Source organism: uncultured Campylobacter sp. (assembly GCF_937997535.1).
GTDB lineage: Bacteria > Campylobacterota > Campylobacteria > Campylobacterales > Campylobacteraceae > Campylobacter_B.
Genome location: NZ_CALKTT010000029.1, coordinates 1 through 25,981 on the forward strand (window position 1 = coordinate 1; position 25,981 = coordinate 25,981).

The 25,981-nt window shown below is 46.7% G+C and carries 26 protein-coding genes; 14 read left to right on the top strand and 12 right to left on the bottom strand.

Annotated elements, in window-relative coordinates; translation table 11 throughout:
* Positions 1 to 609 precede the first annotated feature (609 nt).
* On the top strand, positions 610 to 1,674 hold the full coding sequence (locus Q0117_RS02905) for a hypothetical protein (protein WP_297922293.1): 1,065 nt from the start codon (positions 610 to 612) through the stop codon (positions 1,672 to 1,674).
* 36 nt (positions 1,675 to 1,710) lie between these two features.
* On the opposite strand, the gene Q0117_RS02910 is transcribed toward Q0117_RS02905, so the two are convergent.
* The 3 genes from Q0117_RS02910 to galU all read right to left on the bottom strand — a co-directional run bounded on the left by Q0117_RS02910 (position 1,711) and on the right by galU (position 4,396).
* Complete coding sequence (locus Q0117_RS02910) at positions 1,711 to 2,103, bottom strand: VOC family protein (protein WP_297922298.1); 393 nt, start codon at positions 2,101 to 2,103, stop codon at positions 1,711 to 1,713.
* A gap of 207 nt (positions 2,104 to 2,310) precedes the next feature.
* The gene (locus tag Q0117_RS02915) at positions 2,311 to 3,573 is read right to left on the bottom strand and encodes a glucose-6-phosphate isomerase (protein ID WP_297922300.1); all 1,263 of its coding nucleotides are present in this window, start codon (positions 3,571 to 3,573) and stop codon (positions 2,311 to 2,313) included.
* Positions 3,560 to 4,396: a UTP--glucose-1-phosphate uridylyltransferase GalU gene (gene galU, locus Q0117_RS02920; protein ID WP_297881144.1), complete on the bottom strand. Its 837-nt coding sequence runs from the start codon at positions 4,394 to 4,396 to the stop codon at positions 3,560 to 3,562. Before galU ends, Q0117_RS02915 begins: the two co-directional genes overlap by 14 nt.
* Positions 4,397 to 4,466: 70 nt before the next feature.
* Between galU and Q0117_RS02925 the strand changes: the two genes are divergently transcribed.
* Positions 4,467 to 5,075 carry a YigZ family protein gene (locus Q0117_RS02925; protein ID WP_297922304.1) on the top strand — a complete coding sequence of 203 codons (609 nt, stop codon included), beginning with the start codon at positions 4,467 to 4,469 and terminating at the stop codon, positions 5,073 to 5,075.
* A 210-nt stretch (positions 5,076 to 5,285) separates the two neighbouring features.
* On the opposite strand, the gene Q0117_RS02930 is transcribed toward Q0117_RS02925, so the two are convergent.
* Positions 5,286 to 6,494, bottom strand: coding sequence for an MFS transporter (locus tag Q0117_RS02930; RefSeq protein ID WP_297922306.1), 1,209 nt, complete (start codon positions 6,492 to 6,494; stop codon positions 5,286 to 5,288).
* Positions 6,495 to 6,657: 163 nt separating this feature from the next.
* Between Q0117_RS02930 and Q0117_RS02935 the strand changes: the two genes are divergently transcribed.
* From Q0117_RS02935 to Q0117_RS02945, 3 genes are all read left to right on the top strand, one after another.
* On the top strand, positions 6,658 to 7,029 hold the full coding sequence (locus Q0117_RS02935; protein WP_297922309.1) for an HIT family protein: 372 nt from the start codon (positions 6,658 to 6,660) through the stop codon (positions 7,027 to 7,029).
* On the top strand, positions 7,026 to 7,844 hold the full coding sequence (locus Q0117_RS02940) for a cache domain-containing protein (RefSeq protein WP_297894242.1): 819 nt from the start codon (positions 7,026 to 7,028) through the stop codon (positions 7,842 to 7,844). The genes Q0117_RS02935 and Q0117_RS02940 overlap by 4 nt, the downstream gene beginning before the upstream one ends.
* A gap of 126 nt (positions 7,845 to 7,970) precedes the next feature.
* The gene (locus Q0117_RS02945) at positions 7,971 to 8,732 is read left to right on the top strand and encodes a hypothetical protein (protein ID WP_297922312.1); all 762 of its coding nucleotides are present in this window, start codon (positions 7,971 to 7,973) and stop codon (positions 8,730 to 8,732) included.
* A 90-nt stretch (positions 8,733 to 8,822) separates the two neighbouring features.
* Here the strand turns inward: Q0117_RS02945 and Q0117_RS02950 are convergent, their stop codons facing one another.
* From Q0117_RS02950 to Q0117_RS02975, 6 genes are all read right to left on the bottom strand, one after another.
* Positions 8,823 to 9,941 carry an ATP-binding protein gene (locus tag Q0117_RS02950; protein ID WP_297922315.1) on the bottom strand — a complete coding sequence of 373 codons (1,119 nt, stop codon included), beginning with the start codon at positions 9,939 to 9,941 and terminating at the stop codon, positions 8,823 to 8,825.
* On the bottom strand, positions 9,934 to 10,542 hold the full coding sequence (locus Q0117_RS02955) for a response regulator transcription factor (protein WP_297922318.1): 609 nt from the start codon (positions 10,540 to 10,542) through the stop codon (positions 9,934 to 9,936). Before Q0117_RS02955 ends, Q0117_RS02950 begins: the two co-directional genes overlap by 8 nt.
* A 26-nt stretch (positions 10,543 to 10,568) precedes the next feature.
* Positions 10,569 to 11,540, bottom strand: coding sequence for an NrfD/PsrC family molybdoenzyme membrane anchor subunit (gene nrfD, locus Q0117_RS02960; protein ID WP_297922321.1), 972 nt, complete (start codon positions 11,538 to 11,540; stop codon positions 10,569 to 10,571).
* Positions 11,533 to 12,099, bottom strand: coding sequence for a 4Fe-4S dicluster domain-containing protein (locus tag Q0117_RS02965; protein ID WP_297922324.1), 567 nt, complete (start codon positions 12,097 to 12,099; stop codon positions 11,533 to 11,535). Before Q0117_RS02965 ends, nrfD begins: the two co-directional genes overlap by 8 nt.
* A gap of 11 nt (positions 12,100 to 12,110) precedes the next feature.
* Positions 12,111 to 14,375: a thiosulfate reductase PhsA gene (gene phsA, locus Q0117_RS02970; protein ID WP_297922328.1), complete on the bottom strand. Its 2,265-nt coding sequence runs from the start codon at positions 14,373 to 14,375 to the stop codon at positions 12,111 to 12,113.
* 85 nt (positions 14,376 to 14,460) lie between these two features.
* The gene (locus tag Q0117_RS02975; protein ID WP_297922331.1) at positions 14,461 to 15,693 is read right to left on the bottom strand and encodes an MFS transporter; all 1,233 of its coding nucleotides are present in this window, start codon (positions 15,691 to 15,693) and stop codon (positions 14,461 to 14,463) included.
* Between the two features lie 156 nt (positions 15,694 to 15,849).
* On the opposite strand from Q0117_RS02975, the gene Q0117_RS02980 reads away from it, so the two are divergent.
* A complete protein-coding gene (locus Q0117_RS02980) occupies positions 15,850 to 16,416 on the top strand; it encodes a PAS domain-containing protein (RefSeq protein WP_005870765.1) in 567 nt (188 codons plus the stop codon).
* Positions 16,417 to 16,586: 170 nt separating this feature from the next.
* On the opposite strand, the gene recO is transcribed toward Q0117_RS02980, so the two are convergent.
* Complete coding sequence (gene recO, locus Q0117_RS02985) at positions 16,587 to 17,201, bottom strand: recombination protein RecO (protein WP_297922333.1); 615 nt, start codon at positions 17,199 to 17,201, stop codon at positions 16,587 to 16,589.
* A gap of 93 nt (positions 17,202 to 17,294) precedes the next feature.
* Between recO and accD the strand changes: the two genes are divergently transcribed.
* The 7 genes from accD (at position 17,295) to Q0117_RS03020 (ending at position 22,773) form a co-directional block, all read left to right on the top strand.
* The gene (accD, locus tag Q0117_RS02990) at positions 17,295 to 18,194 is read left to right on the top strand and encodes an acetyl-CoA carboxylase, carboxyltransferase subunit beta (RefSeq protein WP_297922336.1); all 900 of its coding nucleotides are present in this window, start codon (positions 17,295 to 17,297) and stop codon (positions 18,192 to 18,194) included.
* Complete coding sequence (locus tag Q0117_RS02995; protein WP_297922339.1) at positions 18,194 to 18,646, top strand: 23S rRNA (pseudouridine(1915)-N(3))-methyltransferase RlmH; 453 nt, start codon at positions 18,194 to 18,196, stop codon at positions 18,644 to 18,646. The genes accD and Q0117_RS02995 overlap by 1 nt, the downstream gene beginning before the upstream one ends.
* Before the next feature lie 9 nt (positions 18,647 to 18,655).
* Positions 18,656 to 19,012, top strand: a complete 357-nt coding sequence (gene dksA, locus Q0117_RS03000; RefSeq protein ID WP_005872423.1) for an RNA polymerase-binding protein DksA — start codon at positions 18,656 to 18,658, stop codon at positions 19,010 to 19,012.
* Positions 19,013 to 19,014: 2 nt separating this feature from the next.
* Positions 19,015 to 20,016 carry a LapA family protein gene (locus Q0117_RS03005; protein ID WP_297922342.1) on the top strand — a complete coding sequence of 334 codons (1,002 nt, stop codon included), beginning with the start codon at positions 19,015 to 19,017 and terminating at the stop codon, positions 20,014 to 20,016.
* Between the two features lie 539 nt (positions 20,017 to 20,555).
* A complete protein-coding gene (locus Q0117_RS03010; protein WP_297922345.1) occupies positions 20,556 to 21,482 on the top strand; it encodes a tRNA-dihydrouridine synthase in 927 nt (308 codons plus the stop codon).
* Positions 21,483 to 21,504: 22 nt separating this feature from the next.
* Positions 21,505 to 21,942: a hypothetical protein gene (locus Q0117_RS03015; RefSeq protein ID WP_297922348.1), complete on the top strand. Its 438-nt coding sequence runs from the start codon at positions 21,505 to 21,507 to the stop codon at positions 21,940 to 21,942.
* 99 nt (positions 21,943 to 22,041) lie between these two features.
* Entirely contained in the window at positions 22,042 to 22,773 is a 732-nt protein-coding gene (locus Q0117_RS03020) for a metallophosphoesterase (protein WP_297922351.1), read from the top strand.
* 139 nt (positions 22,774 to 22,912) lie between these two features.
* Here the strand turns inward: Q0117_RS03020 and Q0117_RS03025 are convergent, their stop codons facing one another.
* Positions 22,913 to 23,743 carry a prephenate dehydrogenase gene (locus tag Q0117_RS03025; RefSeq protein ID WP_297922354.1) on the bottom strand — a complete coding sequence of 277 codons (831 nt, stop codon included), beginning with the start codon at positions 23,741 to 23,743 and terminating at the stop codon, positions 22,913 to 22,915.
* An 81-nt stretch (positions 23,744 to 23,824) separates the two neighbouring features.
* Here Q0117_RS03025 and bamA point away from each other — a divergent pair.
* Positions 23,825 to 25,981: outer membrane protein assembly factor BamA (gene bamA, locus Q0117_RS03030; RefSeq protein WP_297922357.1), on the top strand; the 2,157-nt coding region annotated here is incomplete at its 3' end.

Sequence of the window (25,981 nt, forward strand, 5' to 3'; positions counted from 1 at the left end):
ATCATAACTCAAAAGGCGGCTACGGCGGCGGTATCGCAGGCTACGAGACTATCCCCAACGGCACGAGGCTTTATGAGCCCGGCAGAAGCTTTTGGGCGAAATTTAAAGTGCATTTTTAAGGCCTAGATCGTCCGGATTTGGCGCGTTTTAGATTTTGTATCGGATTGGGCGACACCCCATTTCAGCGCACTGCGCAAGGACTGTGCGAGCTTGCAAACAGACGCTAAAGTATAGATAAAATTTGCAAGTGCCTTGAGCGGCCGAGCTCGCGCTAAATTTGTACGGCTAGGCGCGGCTTTTGTCGTCCGAGCCTTTTTTTCCGCACGGCGTCGAAGCCTCGGTGCGGCCCGCGGCGGATATGATGCTTATTCGGGCGTGATCTCACGCGACAAGCGCCGGCACAGAAGGCGGTTGTGCGATTTGAGATGAAATTTGGCCCGCAGATCAGCTTAAAGCTTTGTACAAAAAGGCGGTTTCGCGGCGCCTGATCCGTCGGCATCGTTTCGGTTCGTCGGGCTTGCCTGCGCGCGACGGACGCGCGGTAAAATTTACTGAGCTTTAAGCGGCGAGGGTATAAAATGGCGCGTCCATCAAATTTAAAGGCGGCAAATGGATCAAAGCAGGCTTGAGGAATTAAAAAGGCCACTACAAAAGCGACATCAAGAGCCGAAGCGGGGCTTGAAACAAAATTTTAACGGAAAAAATTTTAAAATCTCAAATTCTGAAACCAAAAATTCCGAAGTCTCTAATTTTGAAGTTTCGAATTCTAGAACCTTGAATTTAGAAGCCTCGAATTTTGAAATCCTGAATTCCGAACCCCCGAATTTCGAATCTCTGAATTCCAAAGCACTGAATTCCGCTACTGATGCTTTAAATTTAGAAGGCAATTTAGAAACCGAAGCGGCTCAGAATTCTGCCTTTGAGAACAACGCGGAGCCGCAAAATTTTATATCGGATGACAACGGCTCTTTGCAGCAAAATTATAAAGCCAGAGATTACGACAAAAATCCGATAATAATAAAAGACTATGCTTTTTACGATTATATGAAATATTCCACGATTGCTACGCTTATAGGATGTTTATTCTTTATCTCGGTCGTTACCGTAGTAAACCCTATTGAGCCCAAAAATTTTAGATTACTTCCTTTCGCTTTGGTAATGTTTTTTATCAGGCGAAAGCAACAAAAGGGCGTCTATTTCGTATTTAACGATTCGGAGATCGAATACCGCAAAGAAGATAAAACTTATAAATCTTTGAAGCTTGAACAAATCGGCGCCGTTGCGGTCAGTTTTGATCCGCGCTGGGACCGGCAGCAGAGGATAAGCATACCTGAAATGCTATTTTTGTCGCTTTGGCCTTTGGGCGCATACGTTATGCGCGGAATGCATGCGATGATCGCGCTAATTTCGATGATAGCAATTAGCCTATTCGGAGCGGGTATATTGATGCATCTTAAAAATGGCAGTTTCAGATGCTTAGGTATTCATGACCGGCTTGTGACATATGGCGAAACGGGCGATCTTAGAATTATAAATGTTTTGATTTATAGCGAAAAAGAGTATCTGGAATTAAAAGAGTATTTTATGCGCAAAACGCATATAGATTTGGATAGCGTCCCGCGCACCTTGTCGGTATTTAGCAAAAAGGTAAAATTTAGAAAATTTAAATTCTAATGCTCCGCTTGAAATTTTGCCTTTAAAATTTACACGCTAATCTTCTTTATTTTCATATACGCCGAGCTCTACGAGATTGCCGTCGGGATCGCGCAGATAGATGCTTTGCATAGCGCCGCGCGCGCCCGTGCGAGGCACGACGCCAAGCTCTATTTGCGCCCCTTTGCTTTCAAGCTCCGTTTTGAGCTGCTGCGCGCTTTGCCCCTCACAGATGAGACAAAAATCCGCCGAGCCCGCGATAGGACGCGCCGCAAACGGCGCAAACTCGCCCGCGCGGGTGTGAATATTGATCTTTGAGGAGCCGAAACGCAGGCTGTGTTTGCCGCCCTCGCAAACATGCTCTAAGCCCAAAATCCCTTCGTAAAATTCCACGCATTTTTGCAGATCCTCCGTAACTAGGACGAAGTGATCGATCCTTGTGATTTTCATTTTATCTCCTTGCGCGCTCGCAAGTCGCAAAATTTTTACGCCTCGCGGTGCAATCTTGGAATTCTGCCGTGAAATTTTGCGACAAAATTCCAAATGCTCATAGCGCGAAATCAAAATTTCGCGACGTAAATTTTAAAATTATAAAATTTAGCCTAAGTAAAATCGAACGCGCCGAAATTCCGTACCCCCGTAAAATAGAAGCAAAATTTAATCTCGCGATTTTAAAACTAGCGATTTTAAAATTCTCTTGCCTACCTCGACGCCCGGCTGATCGTAAGTGCTGACGCCCAGTATCGCTCCAGTAGCGCTGGTTAGCAGCTCGAAGTAGTAAAATAGCTCGCCCACGCTCTGTTCGCAAAGCTGCGGAACCTCGATTAGATCGACGCTGATACCCTCATTCAGCACGGCTTGCAGTGTAGCATCGCACTGAAGATTTAGCACCTCATCCAGTCGCATGCCGTTTACGAAGTCGCAGCCCTCAAGGCCTTGCAGACTGATACTAGGCACCGCGTCTGTAGTGCCGTTGCCCGTGAGCTTTAAGAAAGTCACGGTCTTATCCTTTACGCCGTCCATTATGAGCTGAAGGAAGCTGTGCTGATCGCGCGAGCCTACAAGCCCAACAGGAGTAAGCCCCTCGCGGCTAAAGCCGATCTTTTTACCTAGGCTTTCCGCCCAGAGCTGCACATACCACTCGCCAAATGCGCGCAGCGCGTCGCCATAGCTAAAAAGGATGTTGATTTTCGCACTTTTGTGCGTGGCGTAGTGATGGGCTTTTCGTAAAATTTTATTCTCCGCGATTTTAGCGGGATCGCCTGCTAAAATTTCATCCAGATACCGCTCTTTTGCGACGGCAGCCCCTCGCAGCATCGCGCTTGCATCAAGACCTAACCCAACTGCGGGCACTAGCCCTACCGCACTTAACACGCTAAAACGGCCGCCTACGTTAGCGGGCATATTTATCACGCAGGCACCGTGCTCGCGCGCGAAGACATCTAGCGGCGAGCCTGCATCGGTGATGAAGATGAAATTTTTTGCTAGCGCTTTTAAATTTGAAATTCCAAAACGCTGCAAAACGACCTTAAAAAGCGAGATCGTCTCGATCGTGCCGCCCGATTTGGAGGATACTATGAAGATAGTGCGAGCAAAATTTAACCCTTCAAGCGCGCGGTTTACACTGTGCCCGTCGAGATTATCCAAAATTTCAAAGCGTAAATTCTTTCTTACGCGCGGACGCAGCATCTCATAAAGCGCCCGCACGCCCACGCTGGAGCCACCGATGCCCAAAAGCACGACCCCGTCGTAGCTTTGCGCGCCAAAAAATTCCTGCGCCTGCGCTATTACGCCTGCGCCTTGCTGCGGCAGGCGGTAGTAGCCTATCTCGCCGCTTTCGTATTCGGCGCGGATCTTTGCCGCTATCTCTTCTAGCGCGCCCTCTTTTGCCAGCGGGAAAAACAGCTCATTTTTTACCATCGCCGAATTCTCGCTCGTAGAAATATTTGATTGCCTCCACGTAGCCTTTTACTGAGCCGCAGTCGAAGCGAGTGCCTTTAAATTTATACGCGATCACCACGCCGTTTTGAGCCTGCTTCAAAAGCGCGTCGGTGATCTGTACTTCGCCGTTTTTACCTGGCGCCGTCTGTTCGATGAGATCGAAAATATTAGGCGTTAGGATGTAGCGCCCGATGATGGCTAAGCTCGACGGAGCCTCGCTGGGCTCCGGTTTTTCGATCATATCCGAGACCATTATCAGATCGTCGCTGATGCTTTTGCCGGCGATGATGCCGTATTTGTTTACGTCCTGCGGCGGCACCTCCATCACCGCAACGACGCTGCAGCGGTATTTTTCGTAAATTTTAACCATCTGCGCAAGCACGCCCTCGCCGTTTTCGTTCACGCACAGATCGTCTGCGAGCACCACGCCGAAAGGTTCGTCGCGGATTAAAATTTTACCCGTGTAAATCGCGTTGCCGAGCCCCTTCATCTGCTCTTGGCGCGTGAAAGAGAAGGTGCAGCGCTTCATAAGCGCCCTGATCTCGTCGAGCAGATACTCCTTGCTGCTGCCTGAAATTTGATCCTCCAGCTCGTAGCTGCGGTCAAAATAATCCTCCAGCGCGCGTTTGCCGCGACCCGTGACGAAAGCCATATTATCCATGCCCGCCTCCAGCGCCTCGTCCACGCCGTAGTGAATGAGCGGTTTGGTAAGGATCGGAAGCATCTCTTTTGGTAGCGATTTGGTCGCGGGCAAAAAGCGCGTGCCGTAGCCCGCCGCGGGAAATAAACAGGTCTGGATCATGAAGCTCCTTTGATCTTTTTTTGAACTTTTATTATAATGCAAAAAAGATAAAATTCCGCAAAGGAAAGCCTTGAAAACGATTGAAAAAGAGATCAGCGCCGCGCAGGAGATCAAAAAATCAAGCTTCATCGCCTATCTAGCGCCGCTAGCGAGCTTTGAGACGCTGCGTGCGCAGTTGTGGCAGCAGCATCCTAAAGCGCGGCATATCGTCTGGGCGTATCGCGCGCTGAATGAGCCCGGGCAGATCGTAGAAAACTCGAGCGACGACGGCGAGCCCAAATCGACCGCGGGTGCGCCGTGTCTAAATGCGCTTCGCGGCGCCGAATTGATTAACGCCGCGGTGCTCGTGGTGCGCTACTTCGGCGGGATCAAGCTAGGCACGGGCGGGCTCGTGCGCGCATACGCTAGTAGCGCGAATGCCGCGATAGACGCCGCTGCGGATGCCGCAGAGCTAGTGGAATTCGTGCTGCGTAAGAAGTGCGCGTTTTTCGTGCCGTTTGCGGCGGTAGCTAAATTTGAACATTTTTTAAAAAAATCGAGTTTTGTTTATGAAGCAAGCTTCGGTGCTGCGGGGGCGGAGTTTAGCGCAGAGCTTAGCGCGGAGGAATTTGAAAAATTTAAAGGCTTTGCAGATGCTCTCGCGCCGGCTCTTAAAATGCTGCGCGAGCCGAAATTTTAAAATTTCAAAATTCTATAAAATTTAAAAGCCCCTCTCGGCTAAATTTGAAAGCATAAGCGGATTTTACATTTTATCGCATTATCGCAACGGAATTTTAAAGCTAAAGTGAAATTTCATCGTGCGAAACATAAAATCCGATAAATTTTAAAATTTTCAAAATTCTGTCGTAATTTAGCTTGCAAAATTTCGCGAAAATTCCGTCCGTAAATTTCAAAATTTCACGTGCTTCATCTTAGCTTCACGCACAGGCAGGCTTAGCAGAGCTGCAATAGCCGCTAGCGTCATATCTAAATACCACATATAATCATACGCGCCGTATGCTCGCACCGCAAGACCTCCGATATATGCGCCAAAAAATCCGCCGATTTGATGCGAAAGCATCGTAAATCCAAATAGGCTTGCTAAATATCGAGTCCCTAATAGCTTACCGACGGCAGCCGCAGTAGGCGGTACGGTCGCTAGCCAGGTAAATCCTAATCCCACGCTGAAGATATAAAACGTAAGGCTATCTTTGGGTGAGAGCACATAAGCACCAATAAGAGCGATACGTAGGGCATATATGCAAAATAAAATGACTTTACATTGCACTTTGGAAACACACCATCCTACGAATAAGCTGCCTACGATGTTTGCGATGCCAATCAGTGCGAGCGAAAAGGACGCTACCTGCGCGCCATGCCCGCTTAGTGCTACTTCGTTAGGCAGATGCGTCACTAAAAACGCTACGTGAAAACCGCACGTAGCAAAGCTTAAATTTATCAAAATATAGCTTTTATCGCGCAGCGCTAAACGCAGCACTTCGCCTAAGCTGCGCTTATCTTCTTCATGCAGGCTGGTTTGCTCGCCAAATAGAATTTTACCGCCTGCTAAAAGCCTCGCAAGCGGCAGAATTAACAAGCTAAGCCCTGCAAGCGTAAAAAATGCGCCGCCGTATCCCAAAGCGGGCGTTGCGATGCAAAACCCAATCATAGGCGCAAATAAAAACTGCCCGAACGAGCCGCCTGCATTTAACACTCCGCTAGCAACCGAGCGGATAGAAAATGGCAGGCGCTTTGCCATTAGGCTCATTAGAATCGGAAAACTACCCGCGCCAAGCCCCAGTGCAAGCCCAAAACCCATCGTTAATACAAGCGCGCTTTCGCTGCTAAATAACGGCACAAGAGCGCAACTAATCGCCAAAAGCACGCTGCCCCAAAACAGTACGACGTAGGCACCGAGCTTGTCTGCAAGTATCCCGCTAAGCGGTTGCGAAAAGCCCCATACCAGCTGCGTAGTTGCCATCGCAAAGCTTACTTGCGCGATGGATAGGGAATTTGCTTGCATTATAGGTTGCACGAAAAGACCTAATGACATACGAATGCCCATCGTAATCATCAAAATCGCCGCGGCGCATAGGATCATTACCCAAACTGATTTCATATATATTCCTTTTAAAAGGCAGAATTATAACATAAAAATTACGAATATATCGAGATTTTATAGATATATTTAATTAATGTATTTTAGTATATTATTTATGTAAGAGGAATTTACCGAGCTTTAATGGGCTTTGCATTAAAATTCCGTTTTCAAGGAGAACGCGATGATTTACGAAGATGAGATGATTTACGTACAGCGCGAGGAGCACGAAGTGCCGTGGGTGAAGGTCTTTACGAAAGCGAAATTTAAGGAGCTTAGCGATTGCGACGAGGCGACGCTGGCGCATCTGTGGCGCGCCGTGCTTCAGTGCGAAAAGAGCCTGCGGGAGTTTTACGCGCCCGATAAGATCAACATCGCAAGCTTCGCCAACTACGTGCCGCGCGTGCATTTTCACGTCCAGGCGCGCTTCAAAAATGACAGCTTTTTCCCTGAGTCCGTCTGGGGAAAAAAGATGCGAAACGGCAAACTCGATCTGCCGGAATTTAGCGAATTTGCAGAAATTTTAGCGGCAAATTTAAAAATGGAATTTAGATGATAGGCGCGCGCTCCAAAAAATACCTAAGCCTTTTCGCGCTTGCTTGCTGCGTCGCCACCTTTGCGTTTTACCTGCGCTTTAAAAGCGAGGAAAACGAGATAAAAATCAAGCAGCAGTTCGATTTTAGCGCGAGTCTTTTTGAAAAGATCGTCGATGAAGAGAAGCTAAACGCCTTTGCGATCTCGCTGATTTTATCGCAGAACAGCGACGTGGTGCGCTGCTTTGAGAGCGGCAAACACGGCGAGTGTATGGATGTGACGAAAAAATACAAAGACATTTTGAGTGCGGTGCCCTTCTATACGGGCGTGAAGATACATTTTCATACGCAAAATACCAGAAGCCTGGCCAGAAGCTGGAGCGACGAATTTTACAACGACGATCTGAGCTCCTTTCGCCATTCGCTTTTGCAGATCCGCCAGAGCCTGCTTCCTAAAGCGCTTGTGGAGATGGGGCGATGCGGGGTTTTTATGCGCGGAATTTCGCCTGTTTTTAGCGACGGTAAATTTATCGGAAGCGCCGAGATAATGCTCGATTTCGAGCATGTCATCGCGCAGATCAACCGCATGGGAAACGATATTTTTATCCTCGTAGATAAGAGGTTCGAGACCGACTGCTTTTACGATAAAATAGGCGTTATCAAGGACTTTATCGTCGTAAATAGCGCGCCGGATTACGACGTTTTGTCGATTTTGGCGACGCTTGATTTTGGGGCGCAGAGCTTTATCAAAAAGGACGGCCACTATTTTTACGTGAGGGCGTTTTCGGACGAAAACGGCACGAAGCTGGGCTATATAATTTTGCACCGCGAAGGCTAGCGGCGAGATTTAAATTTAGGCATTTTGTAGCTTATCTGCTTTATCGCAGCGGTGCAGCGTTTTAAATTTAATCGCATGATCTCGGAAATTTGCGCTGAAATTTTAAATTTTAAAAGGAGCGTCGGTATGAAATTTTATAAATCCGTTAAATTTAAAGCCCTGGCTGGCACGCTGCTTCTTATAATAATACTTTGCGCCGTATTTATCCGTATAATTCCCGATTACTCCACTTCACGAGGCTTTGCGATAGTTTCCCTCCCCGATTACAATAAATACAAGCAAGGCTATTGCCTCAAAGAAAACAGAATTTTGCCCAAAGAGGAGCTGTATAAAAGAGCGATAGGACAGTATTTGGATTATGAGTTAAAACTAGAACAAATGATCAATGATTATAGGACCTACGCCTATGGCAGTTCTTGGCGTAGCTCATATGAAATTGCATACTATGAACTAGAGAACATAAATTTATCTAATTGGTTTGAAGTATTAAAAAAGCATCATGATAATAATGAGACGTTCGAGGAAATTTTTATGAATAAACTAAAAGCTAAAAAAACCGACCCAAAGAAATATTTAAAAATAAATTTGAAAGATATGAGTGCCGGGTTTGATAGACCGATAATTATTCTAGACGGCGCTTATAAAGGACCAAATATTCATATATTGTTAGATAGATTTGTTTTAATTTATAAAAATTATATACAACGCAATCATTCCGAATACTTATTTGATAGAATGAATTTTTCTGAAAAGATCAAAGAATATTACCAGGAGAGAAACAAGGCGCCGTTTGATATAAAACAGGGTTTTGAGCTGGACAACTGCGGAAATTTAAATTATCCATTGGAAGAATATTATTTACGCAGCAGGGAAGCAAAAGGCGGCTGAAAAGTCGCGTTAAAATAAAATTTAAAAAGCCCTATCCGCGCAAATTTCACTTCTAAATTTTAAAATTTACGCCTAAAATTACGCGCCGTTTTAGTCCAAAAGCTTCTGCTTAAACAGCGGGATTTTGTAGCAAAAGGTGCTGCCCTCACCGAGTTTCGAGCTGACGCTTTTTGCGATGCCGTAGCGCTTGCAAATTTTATCGATTATGTTTAGCCCGAGGCCGAATCCGCCAAGAGCCGCATTTTCGCGCGAGTATCTCTCCCAGATCGCGCTCGTATCCTTTATGCCGATGCCGAAATCCTGCACGCTAAAGACCGCTATGCTCACCCCTTTTTCCAGTGCGATGATGATCTTGCCGCCTGGGCGCGAGTATTTTATGGCGTTACTTAGCGTGTTGTCGATGAGGCGCATTAGCGAGGTTTCGTCCATAAAAACGCTCACGTCGGGCGCTATTCGCGATTGTAAGCTTATGTTTTTGCTTTTTGCGACCAGATAGATGAAATTTATCCTAGCGCTCAAAAACTCGCTCATATCGATGCGGCGGCTTTTGAAGCTCATCTTGCCGCTTTTGATGAAGTACTCCACGTCCTCGTAAGTAATTACCATCTGCTTGAGCGCGGATTTTATTCGCGCAGTGTGTTTATCGCGCAGCCCAAGCATCTCGGTATTGATGAGCGCGACGCCTAGGGGGGTCTTTAGCTCGTGCATCGCGTCGTTGAAAAACGCCTTGATGAGGTTGCTTTGCTGCGCGTAGAAATTTTTTATGATTTTGTAGTTAAACAGCGCGATAATGAGCGCTACAAAAATCGTGATAAAGATCGTAGAGATCGCGATAAATTCTATCTTTGCGTAGCTTATCTTTTTTGAGATGACAAAAAAATGCAGCTTGCCCTCATGTAGAAAGTGGCGCTTAAAAAATACCCGTCCGCCAAATTTCAGCGTGATAAATGCAAAATCCGGCGGTTGGACGCTTAGGTTTGATCTTAAAATTTCGCCGTTTGCATTTAGGATCGCGTAGTCGTAGATTAGCTCGTCTTTTAGATTCAGATCCGCGCCGGCTAGGGCTTCGCCGCTTTTTTGTATCAGCTCGGCGACGTCGGCGCTCTCCTCGATTTTGGAATTTAAATAGATGATATAAAGGCTCTCGCTTATGAAGGCGCCGATGATGAAGATCGCGCTAAAAAGCGTAAATTTAAACCCTTTAAGCATTGATCTTATATCCGAGTCCGCGGCTGGAGAGGATGAAGTCGTTGCTCGTTTTGGAGCGGAGGTTGCTGATATGTACGCGCACATCGACGCTAACGAATCTTTTGATATTGGCGAGCAGAAATTCTATGATTTTGATCTCTTTGGCGCTTAGCGATATCTCTTCGTCCGCGCGTTTTAAAATTTTTAAATTTGCGAAGTAGTGAAATTTATCCGCGATCTTGACGGCGCCCTTTTCGTCGCCGAAATACTTTCGCATCAGCTCGCTTACTCTAAATTTAAGCTCGGCTAGATGAAAGGGCTTTTTTAGATATTCGTTGCAACCAAGCTCGTAGCATTGGCTCAAATCATCGATGTCGCCGAGCGAGGTCATCATCATAACGGGAGTGTTAAGACCGAGGTTTCGCGCATATCTAAGCACCTCTTCGCCCGAAACCTCCGGCACCTTGATGTCTAAAATCAGCAAGTGGTATGTATTCGCGGCGATCTTATCGCAGGCTGCGTCGCCGCTTTCGCATTCGTCCACCTCGTAGCCGAGCTCCGCGAGATACTCGCTTACGCTGCTTCTGTATTCAAAATCGTCTTCTAAAAGTAAAATTTTCAAACCCGTTCCCTAAATCGGGAGCGAGACTACGCTCCCGTGCAAATTTGCCCCGCATATACGATGTAGTAGCGAAGCAGAATGACGCCGCAAAGCACGACGAAAGAATTTAAAACTATAAACGCAGGCTTGTAAGCGTGGTTTTTCAGCGCCGTAAAGGCGATGATGATCGGAGCGATGAGCCCCGTGCCTAAAACGCCGATCCAGAAAATTTTACCGTAAACCTCGTGCGTCAAAGCCTGCTGTGCCGCAAGCGCGCTAGTGCCGCCCTCAAAATACATCCCGACAAACAGAATGAATAAAAGCGGAATTTCAAATAGTATCGCGCGCAGATCAAGCACCAAAAGGTATTTTATGCTATCTTTGTTTAACGAGCCTTTAAAAAACAAAAGCCCCACTAAAATGCTCGCCGCGATGCCGCTGGAAAAGCCGGATAGCAGAAATAAAATCGGCAGCACAGGCGTATTCCAAAGCGGAATTTTCATCACCGCGCTTAGTAAAAAGCCCGTATATGCGCCCACGCAAAGAGCAAGGATAAATAAAACTCGCTCGAAAGCTTTGGATGCTTTGGCGAACGAGCTTAGTAAATTCACGATAGGTCGCAGAAAGGCGAGCAGTTTAAATTTACAAATTTCCTCGCCGAATACGCATAGCGCAAATACAAAGCTAAGCGGCACGTAGATTAAAAGCGCCGCCACGCCTATGCTCATTACGGAGCCGAAGTTAAATTTGATCAGTAAAAGATAAAAGCTAAATGGCTTGCCCAGATCAAAGATCAAAAGCAAAAGCCCCGCGCAGATCGTAAGCGGCGCCGTGATCGCACCCGCTCTAATCATCGCGTCCCAGATAGAATTTTGCTCGCTTTCGTGGCGGTTCCATTTGACTAAAAGCGCCACCATAGTCGCTCCCGCGCTAAGACCCGCCAAAAATAGATAAATTGCAATCGGCCAAGGCCAGTAAATTTCAGAGTATTGGCTCATATCGCCCCACATATTATTCATAGCGTCCCCCTTTTTTGTTTTTGATATTCGCTAGGCGCGGTTTGGTGTTTAGATACGCTTTGGGATATTCTACGCTCGTTTTGGCTAGCTGTTTGCTTACCTCGGAATTTACGTCATTTACGTCGCCGAAAGTTAAAGCATCCGTTGGGCACACGCTTACGCATGCAGGCTGCAAGCCTTTGCTCGTGCGGTTCGTGTAGCAAAAGGTGCATTTGCCGATAGCGTGCGTGATAGGATCGACAAATCTGGCGTCGTAAGGACAGGCCAGGATGCAGTATTTGCAGCTGACGCAAAGCCTCTCGTCTATGAGCGTTACGCCGTCTTTGGTTTTAAAGCTCGCTCCCGTAGGGCAGACGTCCACGCAGGGGCTGTCCTCGCACATAACGCAGCTAGCGCGCGAGTAATCAAGCTTTAAATTTGGAAAAACGCCGCTTGTTTTGCCGTGCACTTGCAGCCTATAAACGCCGCTCGGTACGCCGTTTTCGTTTCTACACGCAACCGAACAGGCTTGGCAACCTATACATAAATTTTCGTCGTGAATCATTATGAGTTTTTTCATAACCGCCCCTTTCAAATTTTAACTATATCGACGCCGACGTTGGTTACCATCGTGCTTACCACAGGACCCGCAGCGGGATCGAGAAGGACGCTTTGGTTGGTGCCTACGCCGTTCGTGCGCTTTAGCCCGGGGCTTACGTGCCCAAAGCCGTGGTATAAAAATAGGCAATCGTCCCTGATGCCTTGCGTGACGAAAATTTTAGCCTTTTGCTCGCCGAATTTATTTTTGAGCTTTACGATATCGCCCGTCTTTAGCCCCTCCGCTTTTGCAGAAGCTGGGCTGATCCAAACCGGCGATTCGCTCATCATATCGTTTAAAATTTTGATATTTTGCGTGTGACCGTTGGTATGAAGCGCGGTCTTGCCGGTCATTAGGCAGTATTTGTGCCCGCCGAATACGTCCATACCCTCGGTATTTAAGCAGCCGTATCCCGCAAAAAGCTCCTCCACTTTTGGCGCGAAAAGCTCGATCTTGCCGCTCGGGGTTTTAAATTTCATCTGCGAGCTCATCTCGCCGTTTTCGTCCACGAACTCCGCCGCGGCAGGATATTTATCGATAAATTTAGCCACGAGCTTTGGCTCCCGGTAATACAGCTTCGGTACCTTGTAGCTTACGTAGCCGTTTTTGATTAAATTTGCGATCAGCTCGGCGTTACCTTTGGCTTGCTGCATGCGGTATTCGTCGATGTTGTTCCAGGTGTAGTCTTTATCGATCTTCATCACCCTCGCAAGCTCTCTAAAAATTTCATAGCCGCACTTCGTATCGCCCACCGGCTCAACGGCTTTGTTTCGCATCACAAATCCAGGCGCGGTGCCGCCTTTGTTTTGAATCGACTCGTCGCGCTCCAAATATGTGGATTCGGGCAAGATCACGTCGGCTAGGCACGCGAAGTCGCTCATATACACGTCGATTGCGAGCACGAAGTCTAGCTTTTTGATCGCCTCTACGCTCTTATCCACGCCCGCAACGTTGATGAGGTGGTTAAAGCGCGTGCTGACCCAGCCTTTTACAGGATACGGTTTTTCGCTTAAAATCGTAGGCGCGATCTGCATCAAAACACCGTGTTTGCGCGGCACGAAGAAATTTTCGCTACCTTCTTCGCCGCAGCCGTCGATACGCGCGGTCTTTGGAATTTTAAAATTTTTATCCGGGTTTGAGATGGTAGGGAATAGATCCTCTTTGCAAAGCGTGTTGAAGGTTTTAGAGTCTTTAGAAAAGTAAATTCCGCCCTTTTTCTCGACGTTTCCCATCAGCGCGTTTGCGATCGCGATGGCGCGCGTGCGGATATATTCGGCTTTGGCGGTCGTGGTTTTATGACCCCAATCAATTACGACTGCGGGAGCCGCAGCGTAAATTTCATTTGCGATGCGCTCGATCTTGTCCGCTTTGATCCCCGTAATGCCCTCTTGCCAAAGCGGCGTCGTATCCTTAACGGACTGCTTTAGCTCCTCTAGCCCCACGGCGTATTGTTCGATAAATTTTTTGTCGTATTTGTTATCGCGCAGCCAGACGTGGATTAGCGCCATCAAAAACGCCGCGTCGGTTCCCGGTTTTATCGGCAGCCACTCGTCAGCTTTGGAAGCTACGACGCTAAAGCGCGGATCGAGAACCAAAAGCTTTACGTCCTCTCTGCTTGCGGCTTTTGCGAGCTTTTTGGTTTTTGAGATGTCGATGCCCTCAAAAAGGTTGTGACCGAAATTTACGATATATTTTGCATCGCCGTAGTCTCTTTGCATGTTGGTGCCGAAGGTGTGCGGTACGGCGATATTGTAGGTGATCGGACAACAGGACCAGTGCGAGTAGATGTTCGGGCTGCCGTAGGCACAGGCGAAATTCATCATCTGAGTGTGGTGCTCGCCCGTTTTGGAGGTAAAAACTACGCTTTGCGGGCCGTATTTTTGCGAAATTTCGTCTAGCCTCTGCGCGCAAATTTTAAGCGCCTCGTCCCAGCTCGCCTCTTTAAATTTGCCCTCGCCGCGCTCGCCTACGCGAATGAGCGGCTTAATGAGCCTTTGATCGTCGTAGAGCTGATTGATGCCCGCTCCGCCGCGAGCGCAGACGGAGGTTTTGTTTGAAAACCTGTGGTTGCCCTCGATTAAAGCGCCGCGGCCGTCTTTGACGGTCACCTCGATAGGACAGCGCGAGGAGCACATCTCGCAGACGCTGGCGACTTTCTTTTCCGTTCCGCCGGTGACCGCGCTAGCATTTAAATTTAGATTTAGCGTCGCTAGCGTGCCGATCGCGGCGGTACTTTTTAAGAAATTTCGTCTATTCATAAAAACTCCTTACCTTTAAATTTTGGTAGGAATTCTAAGGCTTCATCGTAAAAATAAGGTTAATTTTGATAATGCAGCTTTTGGCTTAGACTTTATCTCGAAAGATAAAATTCGTCCTGTGCCGTATTTTAAAGCCATAAAATAGCGCCAGCAGTAGCAAAATGCTAATTGCACCGCAGATCGCAAGGGCTACGCGAGCGCCCAGTAGCTCGGTAAAAAAGCCCGATATGAGCGCTCCAAATGGCGTACTACCTATTAAAAATAGCGCGTATAAGCTAAGTACGCGCCCGCGGAATTCGTTGCTTACGTGCATTTGCACGGTGGAGTTGATGCTTGAGTTTGTGATTACGAAAAGAAACCCCGTCACGGCAAGCCCTGCTGCGGCCCATGCGAAGGAATTCGCAGCCCCAGTAAGAGCTAAGCTCACCCCCATAGCGATCGCGCACGATCTGATTTTACGGATGCCAAGTTTATCAAAAATTGCTACGAAAAGCGCGCCGCAAAAGGCTCCCACGCCCAGAGCCGACATCAAATATCCAAAGCTTCGCTCATCCGCATCTAGGCTAAGCTTAACAAGCGCCGAGATTGTTACGTTGTAATTTGGCACCAGCGTCGCTACGATAAGCACTATTATCATTAGCTCGCTTAGAGTTTTTTTGTGCGATACATACGAAATTCCAGCACCGATCGAGGCAAAAACGCCTCCGCTTCTGCTAGATAGCGTAGTAACGGATGGCGGAATTCTTATGAAAAACAGCGAAACGATGATGCCTAAAAAGCTAAGCGCATTGAATAAAAAGCAAAAGCCCACGCCCCACAGCGCCATCACGATCCCCGCAAGTGCGGGTCCTGCAATACGAGCGACGTTGAAGGACATAGAATTTAACGCTATGGCGTTGGCTAGATCGCGGGGCGAGTCGATGAGGTCTTTTACCATCGACTGACGGCTCGGGGCATCCATGCTGGTAAAGATGCCGCTTGCAAAAGCGCAAAATAAAATTTTGCCGAAAGAATATAGCTCGCAAAAGCTCATAACCGCGAAAATTGAGGCAGTCACCGCCATGCCTATTTGAGCGAGCAAAAGGATCTTTTTGCGATTAAACTTATCGAGCAGTACACCGGAAAACGGCGTGAAAAGTAGCGCGGGCAAGAACCTCGCCGCAGCTACGAGGCTGACCTTAAAAGCGTCTGCGGTGATGCTTAGCACTAGCCACGGCAGCGCGACGCTTTGCATCCAAGAACCGATCAGCGAGAGGTTCATCCCGATCCAATAAATTCTAAAATTTGAGTATTTAAGCGATAGGAAGGGATTTTTCAACGCGCTGCCTTTTGAAATTTTGATTTGAGATTATACATTAAATTTTAAAAATTCACTTAAAGATTTAACATTTATAAAAATTTAACGAAAATTTAATATTTCTGAAAAGAAAAATTTTATATACTCTGCAATAAATTTTTAAGCAAAGGATTAAAAATGCAAAGACCGACTCCGATTAATCAGGAAATCAAACTCGATGAGAAGCGCTATATCGTTTCCAAAACCGATCCGAAGGGCATTATCACGTTTGCAAATCCGTATTTTTGTATGATTTGCGGCTATAGTGAGCTTGAGCTTTTAGGGCAGCCGCATAACATCATACGACACCCGGACATGCCGCGCATAGCGTTTAAGCTCATGTGGGATACGATACAGCAGGGCAAGGATTTTACCGCCGTGGTTAAAAATTTAGCCAAAGATGGGCGCTTTTATTGGGTCATTACGGAATTTACTTCTAAAAAAGATCCCGTGACAGGGCAGATCACCGAATACACGGCATTTCGCAAGGCTCCGCCAAGATCCGCGATTGAAACTATAGAGCCAATTTATAGGGCGTTGCTGGATGCCGAAAGAAACGGCGGTATGCAGGCTAGCCAAAAGGCGCTCGTGGACTTTTTAAAAAGTAAAGGCGAGACCTACGAGAGCTGGATCGCAAAGGTCTCAGGCAAATCAAATCCGCTCACCGCAATGTTTTTTAAGGCGATGAAAAAGCTTTTTAGTTAGTTTAGTTAAAATTTAATGCAAACTACGCGCAATGCGGGATTATTCGGCTTTGTGTTAGCAAAGCAAATAAAGCGCAAAGCCATCCCTTCATAAAATTTTGAAATTCTACGAAATTTTAAATTTAGCGCCCAAGCTTTGAAATTTCACGTCTTCATCAAACGCGCTACAGATCAAAGCCCCTCAAGCGTTATGTCGTAGAGCCTCTCTACTGTTTCGTCGTTTAAATTTAGCGTCTTTTTGCTTCGTAAAAATTCTAAAATTTCATCCTGCGCAAAGCCTACTCTTTGTGCGCAATGCTCGTGCGCAGGCAAAAAGCCGCGGCATAGCGCGATATTTTCTAAAATTTCCTCATCACATAAAAAACAATACGGCTCGTCGTGCAATCGCCCCTCAAATTTTAAAATTTCGGCATAGCTTTCTACGATTATACGGCGCGGATTTTGTTTGCCGAAGCGCACAGCAGCTCGGTTTAGCAGCTCGTAATAAAATTTATCCAGATGCTCGGCATCTTTTAGATGTGCGTGTAAAAGCCGCATAAATTGCTGCCAAAATAGCAGCTTCTCGCGGCTTCCTAGCCACGCGTATCCCAGATGCATCACGCCGCTAAGACGAGGGAGGAAATTTTGATTTTGCGAGAGCTCGAAGTCGATTTTATAGCCCTGGATGATGTTTGAATGGCGCGCGCCGTAGAAGCGGTACGCACGCACGAGCGCACTTTCGCTTAGCACGTCCACGATGCAGTCCTCGTCCCTAACCTTGGTCGTTTTTAATATAAATCCTTGCATTTTCCTATTTTAGCGAAATTCATATATAAATTTAAATAAAGAATTTTAGGTTATAATCAGAAGTTTCATTTCATAGAATTTAAAGGAAATCATATGAATTTTGGAGATCTATTTTCAAAAATACGTAGGACGCAACCTGCGCCGAGCGAAGCTCCTACGCACTGGATAAAGTGCCCGGGATGCGGCGCACTGATGTATAGCAAAGAGGTCGAGCAAAATCATAGCGTTTGCCCGAAGTGCAACTATCATCTTCGCTTTGACGCGCAGGCTCGCATCAATCTGATTTGCGACGAAGGCTCGTTCGTGGAGTTCGATAAAAATTTGCAGCCCGTTGATCCGCTAAAATTCGTCGATAAAAAATCCTACAAAAAGCGCATCTCCGAGAGCAAAGAAAAAACGGGCAGGCTTAGCGCAGTGATCGCGGGCGAGGGCGCCATAAGTCGCCAAAAAATTCAGCTCGTGGTGTTTGATTTTAACTTCATGGGCGGAAGCCTGGGCTCCGTGGAGGGCGAAAAGATCGTGCGTGCCGTAAAGCGTAGCCTCGATAAAAACGAGCCGCTAATCATCGTAAGCGCAAGCGGCGGCGCGAGGATGCAAGAAAGCACCTTTTCGCTGATGCAGATGAGTAAAACCTCTGCCGCGCTTAAAATTTTATCCGAGCATAAAATTCCTTTCATCTCCGTTCTTACCGATCCTACGATGGGCGGCGTGAGCGCGTCCTTTGCGTGGCTGGGAGATATTATCATCGCAGAGCCCGGCGCTCTCATCGGCTTTGCCGGACAGCGCGTCATCAAGCAAACTATCGGCGCGGATCTGCCCGAGGGCTTTCAAAGATCGGAATTTCTGCTTGAGCATGGATTAATTGATGCGATCGTGCCTAGAGCCGAGATGAGGCAGTATCTAAGCGATATAATCAACGTGCTTAGCAAAAACGCCGTGCAGATTGACGACACGAGTGACAAATCGCTGCACGAAGAGGGAAGCGAAGAGTAGTGCAGATAACGGTAAATTCCATCCAAAAGGGCGCGGACGAGTTCGCAGGCGCGATAAGCGATTATAAAAAAATGGCGGCTAAATTTGCCGCGGTGCGAGATGAGACGTTTTTTAATGCTAATATCGCTCGTGCCCAGAGCGCGTCTCGCGAGCTCGCACTTATGGCGTACGATGAAATTTATCTGCCGCGCCTTAGCGGATACGTCGTAGCTTTGGATGAGTGCGGACAGGAGCTAGATAGCATGGAATTTGCGAGTATGCTAAAGGATAAAAGTAGCGTGTCATTTTTCATCGGTGGCGCTTATGGGCTTAGTGAAAATTTTAAGGCAAAAGCCGATAAAATAATCAGTCTTAGCAGGCTTACGTTAGCGCATAAAATCGCTAAACTTTTGCTTTTTGAGCAAATTTTTCGCGCATTGTGCATTAACGCAAACCATCCATATCACAAATAAAGGGAAGTAATGAAGAAAAACGAGTTGAAATTTTACAAGAAAATTTTAGAAGAAAAAAGAGAGCAACTCATCGCCAATATTAATAGCTCTGTAAATGAAATTTCGGAATTGCGCGAAAATAAAGCTGCGGATGATTTTGACGTAGCGAGTATGAATACGGATTTAAGCATCGAATACTCGCTCAATGTTAATCAACAAAAGGCATTTTTAGAGATCGAAAGCGCGCTTAAACGTATCGAAAACGGCACTTATGGGCTTTGCGAGAGCTGCGGCGAGCAGATAAGTTTAGAGCGTCTTAAGGTAAATCCAGAGGCGAGATTGTGCATTTCGTGCAAGGAACAGGCGGAAAAGCAAAATAGGAGTTAGCTATGAAAACCAAGCAATTCTTTTTATATTCGATCGTCTATATCGCAATCGTCGCGATTTTAGTTTTTACGCAGCAAAGCAGTAGCTATACACTGGGGCTTTTCGGTTTTACGCTTACGCTTCCTGTGGCGGTGTGGATCGTACTGCCGTTAATTTTATATATGATTTTGGCGATTTTTCATATCGTTTTTCATAGCTTTGCTTTTTATCGCACAAAAAGGGCGATCGCAAAGGATCTAAGCGCATACGATGCGATGAGTAAAGAGGTTTTGCTGGGTCTTGATACCAATAAAGACTTTAAAACCGAGTATTTTAAAGACCCGAGCGAGCTTACTAAAATTTTATCTCCGTGGTACGATAGCACCGGCATAGATGTCAAAAATGAGGATCTAAAAGAGGTCATAGGCGTTATTGAGAAGGTTAAAAACGGCGAAGTGGCGGATCTGCGAAAATATAAACTTCCTAAAGATAACGGACTATTTTTGCAAAACGAACTCAACCGCCTCGACGCCGAGCCTGCGTATGCGTATGAAATTTTAAAAACCAAGGGCATTTATAGCGAAAATATCACTAAAAAAGCCTATGCCGTAGCGCTTGCCAAAGGAAGCTACGATAAGATCAAGGCCTATAAAATTCCTCAAGATATAGCCGAGGTAACTATTTTAGTGGATCGCGCGGTAAATGACGCGAGCTTTGAGATCAGCAGCGAGGAGCTTTTCGATCTCGTAAATAATGAAAAATTTAACGAGCAGGATTTTATCGGCTTTGCCAAAAAGCTAAAAAATCATCTCGCTCCAGAGCAATACAAAGCCTTTTTCGAGCGGCTCAAAAACGAGAATCAAGAAGCGACCGAGGCATATCTGTACGCGCTATATGAGCTTGGCATGATTGACGAGTTTAGAGAGCAGCTAAGCCTCGCCGACGGCGACGAGTTTGAGAAGTTTAAAATTCTGCTATTTTTGCGAGACAACGGCAAAAACGTCCCTGCGTCGCTGTTATTTTAGCTCGGTAATTTTACGAGTTCGTTTTATGCGGGTAAGAGAGGCTGCCTTTAAGCTCTTTGCGTCTATTAAACGCAGCCTGCGCGATAAATTTTAAAGTGCGGGTAAAATTCTAACTCTCGCAAATTTAAAATTTTAGAATTTATCGAAAGAATTAATGCGCGCAAGTGGTAAAATTTAAAAGATTTGCTTGCGTAGTGCGCGTGTAAACGGGTTTTGCATTTATGCGATGAAATTTAGAATTTAAACATAAAGCGCAAGACTTGCTAGCTGAATAAAAGTGCTGAAATTTTAAAATCCGTGCGGCGTTTTGCAAGCTGCTTGCTGGGTTCGCCGCGCAAATAAAATTGGTGGCGATCATTCTTACTGCCGTTTTTGCCGCCACGTAAATTAGCCAAGCTTAAAAATAAAATTCGCGCCTAAATGCGAATACGTAGCCTATGAAATTTAAAATTTAAAGCTCGCGGCAAAACCCGCTGCAAGCGCTGCGGTATTAAATTTAAAGGTTTAAATTCAAACGAAATCAAAATGAGAAATTTAAAATGACGGAAGATTTTTTTAAAAGGGACCCTCTATTTTTGGCGCCTTTGGCGGGCTTCTCGGATCCGCCACTGCGGGGCGTAGTGAAAAAATTCGGTTGCGACGCGACCGTAAGCGAGATGATAAGCGCAAACGCCCTTGTTTTCGAGGGCGAAAAGACGCTAAAGATGCTCGAAAAAAACGCCGCCGAAACCCCATTTTTCGTGCAGATCGCAGGCAGCGATGCGGAAATCATAAAAAAGGCGGTTCTGCTCATCAATAAATTTGACGGTATCGACGGTATCGATCTAAACTGCGGCTGTCCGGTTCCTAAAGTCGTGAAGCAGGGTGCCGGCTCGGCGCTGCTGCTTGATCTGCCGCGCCTATCGCGCCTGGTTGAGACGATCAAAAAATATTCGAATAAAAAATTTACGAGTGCGAAGGTGCGGCTGGGCTTTGGCGCCGTGGATATCGAAAATATCGCGCGTGCCGTACAGAGCGCCGGAGCCGATTTTATCGCCATCCACGGGCGCACCAGAGCGGGCGGATACAGCGCGGCGGTGGATTACGGCGCGATCGCAAGAGCCAAACGCGCGCTGCAAATCCCAGTGATCGCAAACGGCGACATAAACTCCGCCAATGCGCTCGCAGTGCGAGACCTTAGCGGTGCGGACGCGCTGATGATCGGTCGCGCGGTCATCGGTAGGCCGTGGATCTTTCGCGAGATCAAAATGGGCGAACAGGCAAGTGACGCGCTAAAAAGGGAAGTCGTGCTCTATCATTTCTCTCAAATGCTTAGCCACTACGGCATGCGCGGCGTAGCGATATTTCGCAAGCATCTGCACGAATACTCCAAGGGGCGCGAAAACGCTGCAAGCTTTCGCGAGCAGATCAACCACGTCGCCACCGAGAGCGAAATGACTCGGCTGATCGAGGAATTTTTTAGCTAAATTTAGAATTTTAGGAACTCTGATGATTATTTTAAAAATTATAGCCTGCGCGTTTTCGATGGGTTTTTGCTTGATGAATATTTCGAGCTTGGGCGATTTTGTGGTATGGCGGATTTTTGACACGTCTAGCGTCTGGGATGACGATCCCATAGAATGGCTACAGCAGAAGTGCGTATATTTCATATTTTTGTGGATATCTTTTTGCGGGGTTTGCGCGGTGCTTGCCAAAAAGCTAAAGGATTTTGATAGGCTTGTGAATTTTTTCGTCAATCTGTTTTTGCCGATCGTGGCGATTTGGATACTATCGCCATATTTAGGGATAATAATTGCGGCCGTTTGCATTTCGGATACACACCTTGTTGACTTCTATTCCGCATTGCTTAGCGCATTAATATCTATCGTTCTTTTTATGATCGTCGTAGCTGAGGTCCTAAAGCGGGCTTATCCGTCCAAGTCCTAGCGCGCGAAATTTTAAAATTTAGCGCAGAGCTTTTATCTACCGCTTACAATCACAGCCCGCGCGTTAAAAGGCGAGGGCGTTAAAATTTAAGGAAAAATTATGGAAAATATCTACATCATCGGCGACGTGCACGGCTGCTACAGATCGCTTTTGGCGTTAATAGAACAGCTGCCGCATAAATTTGATAGCAAAATTTGCTTCGTTGGCGATCTGATCGACCGAGGTCCTGCGAGTGCGGATGTGGTTGAGCTAGTGCGCACTCGCGGATATGACGCGGTGATGGGCAATCACGAAAAGCGCTTTGTGGGCAACGCAAAAACTGCACTAAGGTGCGCAAAGACGGGCAAATTTACGAGCTCAAATGACCCTTACGCGTTTTCTAGCCTGGACGAAAGCTGGCTATTTAATAACGGCGGTGAGGCGACGCTAGCGTCGTATTATCGTCACGGAGGCGTGAAGCAATGCAAGGAGCATCTGCGGTTTGTTTCGCGGCTGCCGATTTACCTCGAGTATGATTTGCGCGATGAAAGCGGTCGCGCGCTCGTCGTATCGCATTCCGCAGTGGGTCGCGCGTGGGGGATTAGACACGATGCAGAGCGTGCGAAAAGCTTTGCCGCTCACGTGCTAAGCGGGCGCGGAGATGATAGCGTGAATGATGGAATTTTTAACGTCTACGGGCACACGCCGGTAAAAAAGCCCGTCATTACGGAATTTAGCGCAAATATCGATCTGGGCTGTGTTTATAAAAAGCACTGGGGCGAGAAGGCGAGGCTTTGCGCGCTGGAGTTTCCCTCAAAGAAAATTTTCACGCAGGAATGCATAGATTTTTGAGTTTGTGTCGGGATAGCGCGGATTAAAATTTAAATTTAAGCGGGCTGTTTGAATTACGCAGGCTATTTGAAGGCGAAATTTTAGAATTTAAAGGCGCGTTCTTGCAGCTCCCGTCGCGCAGTCAGGTCGCGCTGAAATTTTAAATAATATCCCTTAGCTTGCGCGCTTCATACATCCACGCCTCAAGCTCGTCCCAGCGCTCGTCACGAATCATCTGCACGCAAATTTCAAGCTCATTTTTAAAAGCATCGATCGCGCCTAAGAGGTTCGTGCGGTTTTGCTTGAAAATATCGACCCACATCTGCGGCGAGCTCTTGGCGATACGGCTCATGCCCGAGAAGCTGCCGCCGGCTAAATTTATGATGTTGCGGCGATTTTCCTCTTTTAGTACGCTGTTTACGAGCGAGTAGCTGATCGCATGCGGCAGGTGTGAGATGAGCGCTACGTGGTGATCGTGGCTTTTTGCGTCCATAAATACGATCTTCATCCCCGCGAACGAAAAAATTTCGACCGCTCGTTTGATATGCACTTCATCCGCACCATGATCGTCGCAGATAACGACTACTGCGCCGTTTAAAAGCTCTTTAAATGCCGCTTGCGGGCCGGAGTTTTCGGTACCAGCCATTGGGTGAGCTGCGATGAAATTTCGTCTGATCTGCGGAGGGCAGTTTTGCAAAATTTTAAATTTCGTGCTTCCCAGATCGATGATCGTCGTCTCGCTTCTGCAGTCGCTTAGTTTTTGCAACGTCTCAATAATTGCCTCCACGGGGATTGCAAGAAAGATCGCGTCGCAGCTTTGCTTCATTTGCTCTAGGCTTAAAATTTCATGCACGAGCCCAAGTTTCAGAGCTTCTTTTTCGTTTTCGCGGCTGATGTCGCAGCCATAGACGGCGCTAATGATTTTGGTGCTTTTTAGACATAGCCCAAGAGAGCCGCCGATGAGACCCAGACCGATAATTCCTATCTTCATAAAATTCCTTTTTGATATATGCAAGTTTTAATTTTAATGTGGTATTATACGCAAATTATTTTCGTTTTTAGGTAAAATTTTATGAAAAAAAGCGTTTTTTTACTCTTAGTAGGCGGGATTTCCGTGGCGTGCGCCGCACAGATCAAATCCATTAAATTTGAAGGTCTTAGGCATCTTTCTCCACAGGTCGCACAGCAAATTTCAGGACTTAAGGTAGGCGATGAGCTTAACGGCGAGAACACCAATGCTGCGATCTCGAAGCTATTTGAGCAGGGCTATTTCAGCGACGTTTATATCAGCGAACAAGGCGGCGCGGTCACTATCAACGTAACCGAAAAACCGACTATCGCTAAGGTCGAGATCAAAAACGTAGTTACCAATGATCGCGATAAGATAAACGAGCTCATCGGCTTGCGTCCGGGTCAGGTTTACGACGAGGTAGCTGCTAAAAAAGCGGAGACCCGCATCAAGCAATACTACGAAGTCAAGGGCTTTTTCGACACCGTGGTGGAATTTTATCCAAAGCCGATAAACGACGATAAATCGGTCATCTTACTAACGATCGAGGTAAATCGCGGCGAAAATATCATCATCGATAAGGTAAATTTAGTAGGCGCAGACAAGCTCGATTATGACGATATAGAGCCATCCGTCGCCAATAAAGAACGCGAGATGCTGGGCTGGATGTGGGGCTTTAACGACGGCAAGGTAAAAACCGCCGAGCTTCCTAACGACGCAAATAGAATTCAAGAAGAATATTATAAAAAAGGCTACTTAGACGCGCAGGTTTCGGCGCCACTACTTAATGCCGATATGGATAATTACACTGCCGATCTTACCTACTACATCAGCGAGGGCGAGCAATACACCGTAAGCTCCGTAGATATCGAGTATCCTGCAGATATAATCAAGCTTGATAAAGAAAAAGTTTTGGACGATTTTAAGCTTCAAAAGGGCGATACAATGAATTCCGAGCGTTTGCGCCGCGATATGAATACGCTAGAGACTTTAGTCGCGGATCAGGGATACGCCTATGTGCGTATTGTGCCTAAGACTAAGCAGGACAAAGAAGCTCGCACGGTTGCTATCACGTATCAGGTTATCCCAGAGGATAAAGTCTATATTAGAAACGTAACGATTTCGGGCAACGATAAGACCGAGGATAAGGTCATCCGCCGCGAGATGTATCTGACCGAGGGAAATTTATATAGCAAAACCGACTACAACGATTCGTTAAATTCTTTAAAACGCACGGGATATTTCGATGAGGTTGAGATTAAAGAAAACCGCGTTTCTAACGATCAGATCGATCTTGAAGTCGCAGTCAAAGAAGCTCCTACAGGCTCTATCACGGGTGGTATCGGATATGGCAGCGAGGATGGAATTTTACTTAGCGGCGGTATCAGTGATCGTAACGTATTCGGCACCGGCCTTCACGGCGCATTTTCGGTCGAAAAGAGCGACGATCAGCTAAGTGGGCGTTTGAGTTTAACCAATCCTAGAGTGTTTGATTCTGAGTATAGCTTGGGCGGATCGATCTTTGCCAACGATTACGACTGGGACGATTACGATGAGAAATCTTACGGATTTTCAATCACGGGCGGTCGCAAGATTGGGCGCAATACCGACGTAAGCCTTACATATTATCTAGAAAAAAGCGAGATTAAGGGCTTAAACGAATATTACGCCAAAGCGGGCTATCTAGATGGCAAGAATTTAAAAAGCTCGATCATCCCGTCTATTACATACAACAGCACCGATGATTATTACTTGCCAAGAAGCGGTATGATCGCAAGTGCTAGCTTAGAATACGCGGGTCTTGGCGGCGATATGGACTACACCAAGGCGCGAGGGTCGTTTAACTACTACTTTGGCTTGCGAGATTATATAGATCACGACATTATCTTTAGATACAAAGCTGCAACGGGCTATATGTGGGAAGGTAATAAAAAAATCCCTATCAACGAAAAGCTATTCTTAGGCGGAATGAAAAGCATTAGAGGCTACGAAGGTCGCAGTATCCCGAAAAAAGAGATCTGCTTAAATGCAAATAATTGCCGCTATATCGAAACGGGCGGTATGCAGAGCTTCAATAACTCCTTTGAGCTAAGCTTTCCGGTAGTTGATAGGCTTAAAATGCGCTTTGTAACGTTTTTTGACTACGGAATGATCGGCGATCATGACTGGAACGAGGAGGAGCGCTATAGCACGGGTGCTGGTATCGAGTGGATGACGCCG

Bases quoted from the DNA above. Each gene is read 5' to 3' on its own strand.
- Q0117_RS03020 (WP_297922351.1), top strand. From the start codon at position 22,042: ATGGAAAATATCTACATCATCGGCGACGTGCACGGCTGCTACAGATCG.
- dksA (WP_005872423.1), top strand. From the start codon at position 18,656: ATGAAGAAAAACGAGTTGAAATTTTACAAGAAAATTTTAGAAGAAAAA.
- Q0117_RS03010 (WP_297922345.1), top strand. From the start codon at position 20,556: ATGACGGAAGATTTTTTTAAAAGGGACCCTCTATTTTTGGCGCCTTTG.
- galU (WP_297881144.1), bottom strand. From the start codon at position 4,396: ATGATCCAGACCTGTTTATTTCCCGCGGCGGGCTACGGCACGCGCTTT.
- Q0117_RS02935 (WP_297922309.1), top strand. From the start codon at position 6,658: ATGATTTACGAAGATGAGATGATTTACGTACAGCGCGAGGAGCACGAA.
- nrfD (WP_297922321.1), bottom strand. From the start codon at position 11,540: ATGAATAATATGTGGGGCGATATGAGCCAATACTCTGAAATTTACTGG.
- Q0117_RS02965 (WP_297922324.1), bottom strand. From the start codon at position 12,099: ATGAAAAAACTCATAATGATTCACGACGAAAATTTATGTATAGGTTGC.
- Q0117_RS02910 (WP_297922298.1), bottom strand. From the start codon at position 2,103: ATGAAAATCACAAGGATCGATCACTTCGTCCTAGTTACGGAGGATCTG.
- Q0117_RS02950 (WP_297922315.1), bottom strand. From the start codon at position 9,941: ATGCTTAAAGGGTTTAAATTTACGCTTTTTAGCGCGATCTTCATCATC.
- Q0117_RS02930 (WP_297922306.1), bottom strand. From the start codon at position 6,494: ATGAAATCAGTTTGGGTAATGATCCTATGCGCCGCGGCGATTTTGATG.
- Q0117_RS03015 (WP_297922348.1), top strand. From the start codon at position 21,505: ATGATTATTTTAAAAATTATAGCCTGCGCGTTTTCGATGGGTTTTTGC.
- Q0117_RS02915 (WP_297922300.1), bottom strand. From the start codon at position 3,573: ATGGTAAAAAATGAGCTGTTTTTCCCGCTGGCAAAAGAGGGCGCGCTA.
- Q0117_RS02940 (WP_297894242.1), top strand. From the start codon at position 7,026: ATGATAGGCGCGCGCTCCAAAAAATACCTAAGCCTTTTCGCGCTTGCT.
- Q0117_RS03025 (WP_297922354.1), bottom strand. From the start codon at position 23,743: ATGAAGATAGGAATTATCGGTCTGGGTCTCATCGGCGGCTCTCTTGGG.
- Q0117_RS02905 (WP_297922293.1), top strand. From the start codon at position 610: ATGGATCAAAGCAGGCTTGAGGAATTAAAAAGGCCACTACAAAAGCGA.
- accD (WP_297922336.1), top strand. From the start codon at position 17,295: ATGAATTTTGGAGATCTATTTTCAAAAATACGTAGGACGCAACCTGCG.
- recO (WP_297922333.1), bottom strand. From the start codon at position 17,201: ATGCAAGGATTTATATTAAAAACGACCAAGGTTAGGGACGAGGACTGC.
- phsA (WP_297922328.1), bottom strand. From the start codon at position 14,375: ATGAATAGACGAAATTTCTTAAAAAGTACCGCCGCGATCGGCACGCTA.
- Q0117_RS02945 (WP_297922312.1), top strand. From the start codon at position 7,971: ATGAAATTTTATAAATCCGTTAAATTTAAAGCCCTGGCTGGCACGCTG.
- Q0117_RS03005 (WP_297922342.1), top strand. From the start codon at position 19,015: ATGAAAACCAAGCAATTCTTTTTATATTCGATCGTCTATATCGCAATC.
- Q0117_RS02980 (WP_005870765.1), top strand. From the start codon at position 15,850: ATGCAAAGACCGACTCCGATTAATCAGGAAATCAAACTCGATGAGAAG.